The organism is Nocardioides sp. P5_E3 (assembly GCF_054049275.1).
In genome coordinates this window covers 47,024-59,297 of sequence record NZ_JBFUMR010000017.1, presented here as the reverse complement: position 1 = coordinate 59,297, position 12,274 = coordinate 47,024, and the positions used below count along the sequence as shown (strand labels likewise).

Genomic DNA, 12,274 nt, shown 5'->3' with positions numbered 1-12,274 from the left:
GGGGGAGGCATCGTGACCGTGTTCCTGGTGGTGGGCGCCGTCGGCGTCCTGCTGCTGCTCGTGGCGCTGGTCGTCGGCGACGTCCTCGACGGTGCCTTCGAGGGCCTCAGCGCCGGGTTCTTCTCGACCGAGGCGGTGGCCGGCTTMCTCGGCGCCCTCGGCTTCGGCGGCGCGATCGCCCTCGAGGTGACCGGCTCGACCTCGCTCGCGGTCGTCATCGGCCTGGTGCTCGGAGTCCTGCTCGGCTGGCTCGCGGCGCGGGCCTCGACGTTCCTGCACGGCGACGGCAAGGGCGACACGGTGCGCACCTCCGACATGCTCGAGAAGATCGGCTCGGTGGTCAGCGCGATCCCCGACGGCGGGGGCTTCGGCGTGGTCTCGCTCAGCGTCGGCGGCCACATCACGCGCCTCAACGCCCGCTCGAGCGTCGCCGTGCCTGCCGGCACCCAGGTCAGCGTCACGCAGGTCATCTCGCCGACGGCCGTCCAGGTCGAGCCCCTCTTCCTTCCCTGATCCGTCCTCGATCCACGTACGCCCTCTCGCTAGGAGCACTGCCCATGTTCAGTCTGTCCCCGGTCGTCACTGCTGTGGCCGGCCTCGCCTTCCTGGTGGTGCTGCTCGCGCTGCTGGTGACCACGCGCTACAAGGTCGCCGGTCCCAACGAGTCGTTCATCGTCACCGGCCGCAAGGGCAAGGGGGAGGTGCGCAACCCGGAGACCGGTGAGATCTCCACCGACCTGTCCGGCCAGAAGGTCGTCATGGGCGGCGGCGTGTTCGTCATCCCGTTCGTGCAGCGCCTCGCCACCCTCGACCTGTCCTCGCGGCGCATCTCGGTGCAGATCCGCGGAGCCGTGTCCGGGCAGGGCATCAAGCTCAACCTCGACGGCGTCGCGCTGGTCAAGGTCGGCGGCAACGAGGACTCCATCCGCGCCGCCGGCCAGCGGTTCCTGAGCCAGCAGGCGGAGATCGAGACCTTCACCCAGGAGGTCCTCGCCGGCGCCCTGCGCTCGATCGTCGGCTCGATGTCGGTCGAGCAGATCATCCGCGACCGCGCCGCCTTCGCCCAGCGGGTGGCGGAGGAGTCCGAGTCGTCCCTCACCGGCCAGGGCCTGGTTCTCGACACCTTCCAGATCCAGGACATCACCGACGACGGCTCCTACCTCGCCGACCTCGGCCGCCCCGAGGCCGCCAAGCTCAACCAGCTCGCGTCCATCGCCGAGGCCAACGCCCGCCAGGCGGCCGAGCAGGCCCGGATCGCCGCCGAGCAGGAGATCGCGGTCACCCAGCGCGCCCTCGCCCTCAAGAACGCCGAGATCAAGGCCGAGACCGACGCCGCCAACGCGCAGGCCGCGGCCGCCGGCCCGCTCGCCCAGGCCGACCGCGACCAGGCCGTCCTCCTCGAGCAGGAGAAGGTCGCCGTCCGGCAGGCGGCGCTGAAGGAGCGCCAGCTCGACACCGAGGTCCGCAAGCCCGCCGACGCCGAGCGCTACCGCGTCGAGACCGAGGCGCAGGGTCGCCGCAGCTCGGCGATCCTCGAGGCCGAGGCCCGCAAGGCCGCGTCCATCGCCAACGCCGAGGCGGAGGCCGAGAAGGCCCGCCTGACCGGTGAGGGCGAGAAGTCCCGCCGCTCGGCGCTGGCCGAGGCCGAGGCCATCGAGGGCGCCAAGCGCGGTGAGGCCGAGAAGGCCCGCCGTGTCGCCGAGGCCGACGCCGTACGCGCCGAGGGCGAGGCGCAGGGTGCCGCCATCCTGGCCGCAGGCCAGGCCGAGGCCGAGGCCATGGACAAGAAGGCCGCGGCGTTCGCCGGCTACAACGAGGCCGCCGTGCTCCAGATGCTCATCGAGGTGATGCCCAAGGTGGCCGCCGAGCTGGCCCGCCCGATGGGCAACATCGACAAGCTGACGGTCATCTCGGCCGACGGCGCCGGCGAGCTGCCCAAGCAGGTGACCAACAACCTCGTGCAGACGATGGAGATGCTCAAGGCCACCACCGGCCTCGACGTCGAGTCGCTGATCCAGAAGTACTCCACCACCAACGGATCCACGCCCGGCCTGGCCGCGGCGTCAACGACCGACGGGTCGCCCAGCTCCTGACGCCGTCGTGGGCGGTGTGCCAGCCACATTCCGGAGTCCGGGGACGTGGCTGGGGCACCGCCCGTCGGCGTGCCGCGCGGGACTCGCCGGGCGAGCGGTGAGCCAGCCAGGTCCGAGCGCGGCGAGATGTGGCTCACGCACCGCCCGTGAGGGTGCGTACGCCGATCCGTCGCCGCTGGGGCGCACCTGAGAGGATCGCCCGGACATGGCGAACCTGATCAACCTCGAGCGCGTCTCGAAGTCCTACGGCGTACGGCCCCTCCTCGACAACGTCTCGCTCGGCATCTCGCTGGGCGAGCGCGTCGGCGTCGTGGGCCGCAACGGCGACGGCAAGACGACCCTGCTCGAGGTGATGACGGGCATCGAGCAGCCCGACACCGGCCGGGTCTCCCGCACCCGCGGCGTCGAGATCGGCTACCTCCACCAGGGCGACGAGCTCGTCGACAGCCACAGCGTCCGCGAGGCGGTGCTCGGTGGGCGGCAGGACCACGAGTGGGCCGCCGACCCCACCACGCGGCAGGTCGTCGAGGAGCTGCTCGCCGGGGTGACCCTCGATCGCGCGGTCGTGGGCCTGTCCGGTGGCGAGCGGCGCCGCTGCGCGCTCGCTGCCCTGCTGCTGTCGCGCCACGACCTGATCGTGCTCGACGAGCCGACCAACCACCTCGACGTCGAGGCCGTGGCCTGGCTGGCCGGACACCTCGTCGGCCTGCCGAGCGCGCTCATCGTGGTGACCCATGACCGGTGGTTCCTCGACGCGGTCTGCCAGACGACGTGGGAGGTGCACGACGGCGCGGTCGACTCCTACGAAGGCGGCTACGCGGCGTACGTCCTCGCCAAGGCCGAGCGTCAGCGGCAGGCGGCCGCCACCGAGACGCGGCGGCAGAACCTGGCCCGCAAGGAGCTCGCCTGGCTGCGGCGCGGTGCCCCCGCGCGTACGTCGAAGCCGAAGTTCCGCATCGACGCGGCCAACGCCCTGATCGACGACGTGCCCGACCCGCGTGACCGGCTGGAGCTCCAGCGGTTCGCCAGCCAGTGGCTCGGCAAGGACGTCATCGACATCGAGGACGTCGACCTCAAGCGCGGCGAGCGGGTGCTGCTCGAGCATGCGACCTGGCGCATCGGCCCGGGCGACCGGATCGGGATCGTGGGCGTCAACGGCGCCGGCAAGACGTCGCTGCTGTCGCTGATCGCCGGGACGCTGACGCCCGACGTCGGCCGGGTGAAGCAGGGCCGGACGGTCGAGATGCAGCACCTCACGCAGGCGCTCGACGAGATCGACCCCGAGGCGCGGGTGCTGCCGACGGTCGAGTCGATCCGGCGGGTCAGCAAGACCCTCGACGGCCAGGAGGTCACCGCCACGTCGCTGCTGGAGCGCTTCGGCTTCACCGGCGACCGGCTCACCGCGCGGCTCGGCGACCTGTCCGGCGGCGAGCGGCGGCGCTTCCAGCTGCTCAAGCTGCTGTTGATCGAGCCCAACGTGCTGCTCCTCGACGAGCCGACCAACGACCTCGACATCGACACGCTCAACGTCCTCGAGGACTTCCTCGACTCCTGGCCCGGCACGCTCATCGTGGTCTCCCACGACCGCTACTTCCTCGAGCGGGTCACCGATTCCGTCTGGGCGCTCCTCGGCGACGGGCAGGTCTCGATGCTGCCGCGCGGGGTGGACGAGTACCTCGAGCGCCGGGCCGCATCCGCCTCGTCCGCCTCCCTCGGCGCCGGTGGTGGCGGCACCTCGCAGCCGGCGGGCTCTTCCGGGCGCGATCTGCCGCCACCCCCGCCCGGTGGTGGCGGCACCTCGCAGCCGTCAGGCGACGAACCGGGCGATCTGCCGCCACCCTCGCCCAAGGCGCGGGCCGGCAGCGCGGAGGACCGCGCGGCCCGCAAGGTGCTCGCCCGGGTGGAGAAGCAGCTCGAGCGCATCGCCGTACGCGAGGCGGAGCTGCACGCGGAGATGGAGGCCAACCTCACCGACTACGACCTGCTCGCGCGGGTCGGCGGGCAGCTCGGCGAGCTCGCCGCGGAGAAGGACGAGCTGGAGATGGAGTGGCTCGAGGCGTCCGAGGTCGTCGACTAGACGCCTGCGCGTCAGCTGAAGGGCGCGAGCAGCGACCGCAGCAGGCCGGCGAGCTGGGTGCGGTCGCGGTCCGAGAGGTCGGCGAGCAGGTCGGCCTCCGCCGCCAGCAGCGCCTCGAAGGCACCGTCGACCGAGGCCTTGCCGTCGGCGGTCAGCCGCACCAGCACGCCGCGGCGGTCGTGGGGGTCGGGGAGTCGCTCGACGAGACCCCGTGCGGTCAGCCGGTCCACCCGGTTGGTCATCGTGCCGCTGGTCACGAGCGTCTCGCGGAGCAGCCGGCCGGGGGAGAGCTCGTACGGCTGTCCGGCCCGGCGCAGCGCCGCGAGGACGTCGAACTCCCACGACTCGATGCTGTGGGCGGTGAAGGCGACGCGCCGCGCGAGGTCGAGGTGGCGGGCCAGGCGACTGATGCGGGAGAACACCGCGACAGGCGCGAGGTCGAGGTCGCCGCGCTCGCGGCCCCACGCCTCGACCAGGTCGTCCACCTCGTCACGCATGACGACATCGTGCCAGATCGGTCGAGAATCTTGACATCGAGACTGTTTCGAGCGAGGCTGGAAGTATCTCGATGTCAAGACATCTTCGCTCCTCCACCCGGGTGCCTGAGGCCGTCCGGGTAGGCGGATCGACCGGTTGACCTACCAGGACGTCGCCAGATATCTGGTGGGGTACCGCGACCGAACACCTGTGGAGGACGCCATGAGCCACACCTGGGACCCCGACCGCTACCTCGCGTACGCCGACGAGCGCGGCAGGCCGTTCGTCGACCTGCTCGCGCGGGTGCCCGCCGAGAACCCGCGCGTGGTCGTCGACCTCGGCTGCGGCCCCGGCAACCTCACCGCCCTGCTGGCCGACCGCTGGCGCGGCGCCGAGGTGACGGGGGTGGACAGCGGCCCCGAGATGATCGAGGCGGCCCGTGCCGTCGACGGCGTCCACTGGGAGGTCGGCGACCTGCGTGAGTGGGCGCGCCCCGACCCGCTGGCCATGCGAGCGCCGATCGACGTGCTGGTCTCCAACGCCACCCTCCAGTGGATCCCGGAGCACCTCGACCTGCTGCCGGGCCTGGTCGACCGGCTGCAGCCCGGTGGCTGGTTCGCCTTCCAGGTGCCCGGCAACTTCGACGAGCCCAGCCACACCACCCGCACCGACCTCGCCGCGCGTGAGCCGTACGCCGAGCACGTGCGCGACGCCCGCGTCCCGACGAGCCACGACCCGGCGGACTACGCCCGGGTCCTGCTCGACCTCGGCTGCGAGGTCGACGCGTGGGAGACGACGTACCTCCACGTCCTCACCGGTGCGGACCCCGTCTTCGAATGGGTCTCCGGGACCGGGGCCCGCCCGACGCTGCAGGCGTTGCCCGACGACCTGCGCCCGCTGTTCGAGGACGAGTTCAAGTCGCTGCTGCGCGAGGCCTACCCGGCCGACGCCGCCGGCCGCGTGGTCCTGCCCTTCCGGCGCATCTTCGTGGTGGCGCGCAAGCCGCAGGGCGTGCCGGTCCCGTGAGGCTCCACCACGTGCAGGTCGCCTGCCCGCGCGGGGGAGAGGACGAGGCCCGCCGCTTCTACGCCGAGGCGCTCGGCATGACCGAGGTCGACAAGCCGGCCGACCTGGTCGCGCGCGGCGGATGCTGGTTCCGGGCGTACGACGACGGGGGCTCCGTGGCGGCCGAGCTGCACGTCGGCGTCGAGGCCCCGTTCGCACCGGCGCGCAAGGCGCACCCGGCCTTCGTCGTCGACGACCTGGCCGCGGTGGCCGGTCGGCTGCGCAGCCTCGGCTTCGAGGTCGACGAGAGCCAGCGGGACTCGTTCCCCGGCCACGTCCGGCTCCACGCCTTCGACGGCCACGGCAACCGGGTCGAGGTGCTGCAGCCGGTCTGACGGGCCGTCCCCAGAATGGGGGCACCTCGGCTGGATCCGGTGCRATCCCTACGGTGGCCGGGTCTGGGCCGCCCGCCGGAGCTGACGCACCCCGAAGTTACCCGCTGGTAGCATCGCGGCATGGCTACCGTCCTCGACCTCTGGAAGAAGACCTCCGCGCTCCCGCTGGGCACCCGGGTCTTCTCGATCGCCTTCGCCCAGAAGGCGCCGTACTTCGCCTCCATCCGGCCGCGGTTCACCGTGGTCGGACCGGACCACGTCGAGCTCGTCATCCCGAAGCGTCGCGGGGTGCACAACCACATCGGGACGGTGCACGCGATCGCGCTGTGCAACGGCCTCGAGGCCGCCATGGGGGCGCTGGCCGAGTCGACGATCCCGCGCGACCGGCGCTGGATCCCGAAGGGCATGGAGGTGGCCTACACCGCCAAGGCCACGACCGACATCACGTGCATCGCCGAGACCGACCCCGGGCAGTGGACGGCAGAGGTGGGGGAGGGGTACGACCTGCCGGTGCGCGTGCGGGGCGTACGCACCGACGGCACCGTCGTCGTCGAGGGCGAGATCCGGCTCTGGGTGACCGAGAGGACCGGAGCGCAGCGACGGACGTCGACGTCTTGAGTGCGCCCGAGCCTGCGAGGGCGCATCCGTTCGAGAAGACCCGACCCCAGCGCTAGACGACGGGTGCGCCGGGTCCTGTCGGGGCGCCCACCATCGGCACGTCGAGCACCTTCTTCTCCCCGACCAGGCGCTTCTGCACGAGGGTCGCGATCCACGTGAGGACCAGGTTGACCGCCACGTAGATGCCGGTGATGACGATGGCCGTCGGCACCTGGTTGCCGAACTCGAGGTAGATCGGCTTGGCCACCGCCGTCAGGCCGGGCGCGAGGATGTAGTAGCCGAGGCTGGTGTCCTTCAGCGCGACGACCATCTGGCTGATGATGGCCGGGAGCATGATCTTGATCGCCTGCGGGAGCAGCACCGTGGTCATCACCTGCGACTTGCGCATGCCGATGGCGTACGCCGCCTCGGCCTGGCCACGCGGCACGGCGTTGATGCCGGCACGGAACACCTCGGCGAGCACCGACCCGTTGTAGAGGGTCAGGGCGATGACCACGCACCAGAACGACGACAGCGGCCCGTTGCCGATGGCGAGCAGGAAGAACGCGAAGACCATCAGGAGCAGGACGGGGACGGCGCGGAAGAACTCCACGACCAGCCACGCCGGCCAGCGGATCCAGCCGCGGTCGGACAGCTTGGCGACACCGAAGACGAGGCCGAAGACCACCGCGAAGATGATCGAGAAGAACGCCATCTTGAGGGTCTCGAGGAGGCCGTCCACGAGGATGTACTGGACGTACTCGGGGGTGACGAACGGCTCCCAGAGCGCGTACTCGAGCTGCCCGGCGTCGTAGAGCTTCCAGATCGCGAAGGCGACCATCGCGACCAGCGCGGCGATGCTGATGACGGTGTAGACGCGGTGCCGGGCGACCGTCCTGGGACCGGGCGCGTCGAAGAGGACTGAGGCGCTCATCGGACCACCCTCACCTTTCGCTCGACGAGGTAGGACGACAGCGAGATGACCTCGACGACGACGATGTAGCCGATCGCGAACGCGAGGAAGATCCCGATCCGCTCGTCGGCGTTGTTGTTGGTGAAGCCGCGCATCGTGGCCGTCGCCTCGGCGAGGCCGAAGGCCGCCGCCACGGAGGTGTTCTTGGCCAGGGCGATCATCACGCTGGTCATCGGGGGGATCACCGCGCGCGTGGCCTGGGGAAGGATGACGAGGGTCATCGACTGGGAGAAGGTGAGGCCGATCGCGCGGCCCGCCTCGGCCTGTCCGAGCGGGACGGCGTTGACGCCGGAGCGCAGCGCCTCGCAGACGAAGGCGGAGGTGTAGAGGGTGAGCGCGAGGCAGGCGCGGAAGAAGAAGGCCGAGACGTTGTAGCCCGCGATCTCGATGTTCTCGACGATCTTGAAGTTGTAGCCCAGCACCGGCATCGCGATGAAGATGAAGACGAAGATCATCAGCAGCGGGGTGTTGCGGAACAGCGTGACGTAGAGCGACGCTGCCTTGTTGAGGATCGACACCGGGCCGACCCGGAGGACGGCGAGGATGGTGCCGAGCACCAGCGAGGCGATGCCGGAGACGACGAACAGCCCGATCGTCAGGCCGAACGCCTTGAGGTACTCGTCGAAGTTCGAGATCACCGCGTCCATGGGCTGCGGGCTCCTCTCTGCGGGACGCCGGCGGGCCTCGCGGCCCGCCGGCGTCCGATCAGTGGTGGTTCAATGGTGATTCGTCGGTGATGCAGGTGGTGCGGTGGTGCTGCGTCAGGCGGCCGGGCACTCGTCCATGGCCGGCGGCTCGGGCGTGTCGACGCCCGACTGGCCCAGGGTGGCCTCGAAGGCCGTGGCCCAGTCGCCGTCGTCCTCGGCCTTCGTGAGGGTGTCGACGATCCACTGGCACATCTCGGGCTTGTCCAGGCTGTAGCCGACGCCGTAGCGCTCCTCGGAGAACGGGTCGACGACGACCTTGAGGTCGTCGGGGTGCTCAGCGGCGTAGCCGAGCAGGATCGCACCGTCGGTCGTCATCGCGTCGACGGTGCCGCTGAGGACCTGGTCGACGCACTCGGAGTAGGTGTCGAAGCCGCGCGGCTTCGCACCCTCGGCCTTGATGTTGTCCAAGGAGGTGGAKCCCGTCACCGAGCACACCTCCTTGCCCTTGACGTCGTCGAGGGTCTCGATGTCGCTGTCCGAGCCCACGAGCAGCTGCTGGCCGGTGACGTAGTAGGGGCCGGCCTGGCCGACGACCTGGCGACGCTCGTCGGTGATGGAGTAGGACGCGATGACGAGGTCGACCTCGCCCTCCTCGAGGAACGGCTCACGGTTGTCGGAGATGGTCTCCTTCCAGGTGATGTCCTCGGGGGCGATGCCGAGCGACCCGGCGAGGATCTTGCCGATCTCGGGGTCGAAGCCGACCGGCATGTCGTCGGTGGCGCCCTTGAAGCCGATACCGGGCTGGTCGTACTTCACGCCGATGGTGATCTCGCCCGAGTCGGCGAACTCCTTCATCGCCGTCCCGTCGTCGAACTCGTCGCCGGCGTTCTCCTGGACCTCGACGTCGGTGGTCTCGCCGCCGTCGTCACCTGCGTCGCCGCAGGCAGCGAGCGAGAGGGCGAGCCCGACCGTCGCGATGACGGCCTTGGTACGGATGAATCGCATCTGCTTCTCCCTATGTCTGTGGTGCGGGAACTCGTGGTCGGACGCGATGCCTCAGTGCTTGAGGATCTTGCCGAGGAAGTCCTTGGCGCGGTCCGAGCGGGGGTGGGTGAAGAACTCCTCCGGGGTGTTCTCCTCGATGATCGCGCCGTCGGCCATGAAGACGACGCGGTCCGCAGCCGTGCGGGCGAAGCCCATCTCGTGGGTGACGACGACCATCGTCATGCCCTGCTCGGCGAGGTCGACCATGACGTCGAGGACCTCCTTGATCATCTCCGGGTCGAGCGCGGAGGTCGGCTCGTCGAAGAGCATCACCTTCGGCTCCATCGCCAGCGCACGGGCGATGGCCACGCGCTGCTGCTGGCCGCCGGAGAGCATGGCGGGGTACTTCTCGGCCTGGTGGCCGACGCCGACGCGGTCGAGGAGCTCGCGCGCCTTCTTCTCGGCCTCGGCCTTGCCCATGCCGCGGACCTTGATCGGGCCGAGCGTGACGTTCTCGAGGATCGTCTTGTGGGCGAAGAGGTTGAAGCTCTGGAAGACCATGCCGACCTCGGCGCGCAGGGCGGCGAGCGCCTTGCCCTCCTGCGGGAGGTCCTTGCCGTCGAGGGTGATCGTGCCCTCGTCGATCGTCTCCAACCGGTTGATCGTGCGGCAGAGCGTGGACTTGCCCGAGCCGGACGGCCCGATCACGACCACGACCTCGCCGCGCTTGACGGTGAGCTCGATGTCCTTGAGTGCGTGGAGCTGCCCGAAGTGCTTCTGGACGCCGTCCAGCACGACGAGGGGCTCACCCCGGCCGGCGCTGACGGTGCCCGATTCCTGCGCGGTCATAGGCGCAACCTATCGGCACGTGGACCGCAAGGGCCATCACGCATGGCCCGTTCGGACTATTACAGAGTGGTGACGATTCCCGCGTCGGGGTCCCAGCGGCGCAGCGACGTGAGCGTCAGGACCACGTCCTCGTGCCCCAGCGCCTCCACGGCGCGGCCCACGTCGGCGCGGTCCATCCGCCGGGCCAGGGTGACGTGCGGCAGCCACCCCAGGTGCTGCGCGTCGCGCACCTGCGACCGGAGCTTGAGCACGGCGCGCGCCAGCTCGTCCGGGACGTCGAGCACCCGCACGACCGAGACGCGATGACCGCCGAGGATCGCGATCCCCGACGCCCGAACCTCCACCGGCAGCAGCCTCGCCACCAGCTCGGCGGCGCGTTGCTCGTCGTCCGCGCCGAGCGCCGGCGCGGCCAGCGCCGTGACGTGCGGGCTGTTGGTGGCGCCGCGGTGGTCGAGCTGGGAGGGCAGGCCCACGTCGCGCAGCGCCTGCCAGTCACGGCGTACGACGTCGCAGCCGGCGTCGTCGGGCAGCAGCTCGAGCGCGTGCATGCGGGGCATGCCGCGAGCCTAGGTCGCGGCCTCGCGATTCCCGGGCCCCCGCCGGCCGCCGTACCCTTGACCCCGAGATGAGCGCCGTCGCAGAGACCCCCGCACGCACCTACGAGGTCAAGACCCACGGGTGCCAGATGAACGTCCACGACTCCGAACGGCTCAGCGGCCTGCTGGAGGACGCGGGCTACGTCCGCGCCGGCTCGGACGAGCAGGCCGACGTCGTCGTCTTCAACACCTGCGCGGTGCGGGAGAACGCCGACAACAAGCTCTACGGCAACCTGAGCCACCTCGCGCCGGTGAAGGCCGCCCGCCCGGGTATGCAGATCGCCGTCGGCGGCTGCCTCGCGCAGAAGGACCGCGCGACGATCACCGAGAAGGCGCCCTACGTCGACGTCGTCTTCGGCACCCACAACATCGGCTCGCTGCCGGTGCTGCTCGAGCGGGCACGGGTCGCCGAGGAGGCGCAGGTCGAGATCCTCGAGTCGCTGTCGGTCTTCCCCTCGACACTGCCCACCAAGCGCGAGTCGGCGTACGCCGCCTGGGTGTCCATCTCGGTCGGGTGCAACAACACCTGCACGTTCTGCATCGTGCCGGCGCTGCGCGGCAAGGAGAAGGACCGTCGGCCCGGCGAGATCCTCGCCGAGGTCGAGGCGCTGGTCGCCGAGGGCGTCACCGAGATCACCCTGCTGGGCCAGAACGTCAACGCCTACGGCGTCGAGTTCGGCGACCGCCAGGCCTTCTCCAAGCTGCTGCGCGCCTGCGGTTCGATCGAGGGGCTGGAGCGGGTGCGCTTCACCTCCCCGCACCCCGCGGAGTTCACCGACGACGTCATCGAGGCGATGGCCGAGACGCCCAACGTGATGCCGTCGCTCCACATGCCGCTGCAGTCGGGATCGGACGCGGTCCTGCGAGCGATGCGCCGGTCCTACCGCCAGTCGAAGTACCTCGGGATCATCGAGCGGGTGCGGGCCGCGATCCCCGACGCGGCGATCACCACCGACATCATCGTGGGCTTCCCCGGCGAGACCGAGGAGGACTTCCAGGCGACGCTCGACGTCGTGCGGGCCGCCCGCTTCTCCTCGGCCTTCACCTTCCAGTACTCCAAGCGCCCCGGCACCCCGGCCGCGGTCCTCGAGGACCAGGTCCCGCCTGAGGTGGTCAAGGACCGCTACCTGCGCCTGGCCGAGGTCGTCGACGAGATCGCCTGGTCGGAGAACACGGCGCTCGTCGGTCGCACCGTCGAGCTGATGGTCGCCGAGGGCGAGGGCCGCAAGAACGCCGAGACGAAGCGCCTCTCCGGCCGTGCGCGTGACAACCGCCTCGTCCACTTCGCCGCCGACTTCTCGGCGGTGCCGGAGGACTCGGTGCGACCCGGCGACATGGTGACCGTCGAGATCACCTACGCCGCCCCGCACCACCTCGTCGCCGACAGCGCGATCCAGTCGGTCCGCCGCACCCGCGCCGGCGACGCCTGGGAGCGTCGTACGTCCGCCCCGCCGGCCGCGTCCGCCGTCGGGCTCKGCATGCCGTCGGTCGGCGTGCCCGCACCCCTCCCGCCCGCGGCCAACGCCTGCGGCTGACGGCCTCTGCCCGGCCGCGCGATCCCCGGATATCCGGGCGGCCGGC

General features: G+C 70.9%; 13 protein-coding genes. 7 read left to right on the top strand and 6 right to left on the bottom strand.

Going from position 1 to position 12,274, the window contains the following annotated elements; all coding sequences use genetic code 11:
• The first annotated feature begins 12 nt into the window (after positions 1-12).
• From ACXJKB_RS12550 to ACXJKB_RS12540, 3 genes are all read left to right on the top strand, one after another.
• A complete protein-coding gene (locus ACXJKB_RS12550; RefSeq protein ID WP_457188796.1) occupies positions 13-513 on the top strand; it encodes a hypothetical protein in 501 nt (166 codons plus the stop codon).
• A 44-nt stretch (positions 514-557) separates the two neighbouring features.
• Positions 558-2,093, top strand: a complete 1,536-nt coding sequence (locus ACXJKB_RS12545; RefSeq protein ID WP_457188794.1) for a flotillin family protein — start codon at positions 558-560, stop codon at positions 2,091-2,093.
• Positions 2,094-2,298: 205 nt separating this feature from the next.
• Entirely contained in the window at positions 2,299-4,170 is a 1,872-nt protein-coding gene (locus ACXJKB_RS12540; protein ID WP_457188792.1) for an ABC-F family ATP-binding cassette domain-containing protein, read from the top strand.
• An 11-nt stretch (positions 4,171-4,181) separates the two neighbouring features.
• On the opposite strand, the gene ACXJKB_RS12535 is transcribed toward ACXJKB_RS12540, so the two are convergent.
• The gene (locus ACXJKB_RS12535) at positions 4,182-4,667 is read right to left on the bottom strand and encodes a MarR family winged helix-turn-helix transcriptional regulator (protein ID WP_457188790.1); all 486 of its coding nucleotides are present in this window, start codon (positions 4,665-4,667) and stop codon (positions 4,182-4,184) included.
• Between the two features lie 202 nt (positions 4,668-4,869).
• Here ACXJKB_RS12535 and ACXJKB_RS12530 point away from each other — a divergent pair, with 202 nt between their 5' ends.
• The 3 genes from ACXJKB_RS12530 to ACXJKB_RS12520 all read left to right on the top strand — a co-directional run bounded on the left by ACXJKB_RS12530 (position 4,870) and on the right by ACXJKB_RS12520 (position 6,665).
• Positions 4,870-5,673, top strand: a complete 804-nt coding sequence (locus ACXJKB_RS12530) for a trans-aconitate 2-methyltransferase (protein WP_457188788.1) — start codon at positions 4,870-4,872, stop codon at positions 5,671-5,673.
• An 11-nt stretch (positions 5,674-5,684) separates the two neighbouring features.
• Positions 5,685-6,047: a VOC family protein gene (locus tag ACXJKB_RS12525; protein WP_457188786.1), complete on the top strand. Its 363-nt coding sequence runs from the start codon at positions 5,685-5,687 to the stop codon at positions 6,045-6,047.
• A gap of 120 nt (positions 6,048-6,167) precedes the next feature.
• Positions 6,168-6,665 (top strand): hotdog fold domain-containing protein, encoded by a 498-nt coding sequence (locus ACXJKB_RS12520; RefSeq protein ID WP_457188784.1) that lies wholly within the window; start codon positions 6,168-6,170, stop codon positions 6,663-6,665.
• 52 nt (positions 6,666-6,717) lie between these two features.
• On the opposite strand, the gene ACXJKB_RS12515 is transcribed toward ACXJKB_RS12520, so the two are convergent.
• The 5 genes from ACXJKB_RS12515 to ACXJKB_RS12495 form a co-directional block, all read right to left on the bottom strand.
• Positions 6,718-7,578 carry an amino acid ABC transporter permease gene (locus tag ACXJKB_RS12515; RefSeq protein ID WP_457188782.1) on the bottom strand — a complete coding sequence of 287 codons (861 nt, stop codon included), beginning with the start codon at positions 7,576-7,578 and terminating at the stop codon, positions 6,718-6,720.
• On the bottom strand, positions 7,575-8,264 hold the full coding sequence (locus tag ACXJKB_RS12510; protein ID WP_457188780.1) for an amino acid ABC transporter permease: 690 nt from the start codon (positions 8,262-8,264) through the stop codon (positions 7,575-7,577). The genes ACXJKB_RS12515 and ACXJKB_RS12510 overlap by 4 nt, the downstream gene beginning before the upstream one ends.
• A 114-nt stretch (positions 8,265-8,378) precedes the next feature.
• Positions 8,379-9,269, bottom strand: coding sequence for a glutamate ABC transporter substrate-binding protein (locus tag ACXJKB_RS12505; RefSeq protein ID WP_457188778.1), 891 nt, complete (start codon positions 9,267-9,269; stop codon positions 8,379-8,381).
• A 51-nt stretch (positions 9,270-9,320) separates the two neighbouring features.
• Entirely contained in the window at positions 9,321-10,097 is a 777-nt protein-coding gene (locus ACXJKB_RS12500) for an amino acid ABC transporter ATP-binding protein (protein WP_457188776.1), read from the bottom strand.
• Positions 10,098-10,156: 59 nt separating this feature from the next.
• Positions 10,157-10,654, bottom strand: coding sequence for a 2'-5' RNA ligase family protein (locus ACXJKB_RS12495; RefSeq protein WP_457188774.1), 498 nt, complete (start codon positions 10,652-10,654; stop codon positions 10,157-10,159).
• A gap of 68 nt (positions 10,655-10,722) precedes the next feature.
• Between ACXJKB_RS12495 and miaB the strand changes: the two genes are divergently transcribed.
• Positions 10,723-12,228 carry a tRNA (N6-isopentenyl adenosine(37)-C2)-methylthiotransferase MiaB gene (miaB, locus tag ACXJKB_RS12490; RefSeq protein ID WP_457188772.1) on the top strand — a complete coding sequence of 502 codons (1,506 nt, stop codon included), beginning with the start codon at positions 10,723-10,725 and terminating at the stop codon, positions 12,226-12,228.
• The last annotated feature ends 46 nt before the right edge of the window (positions 12,229-12,274 follow it).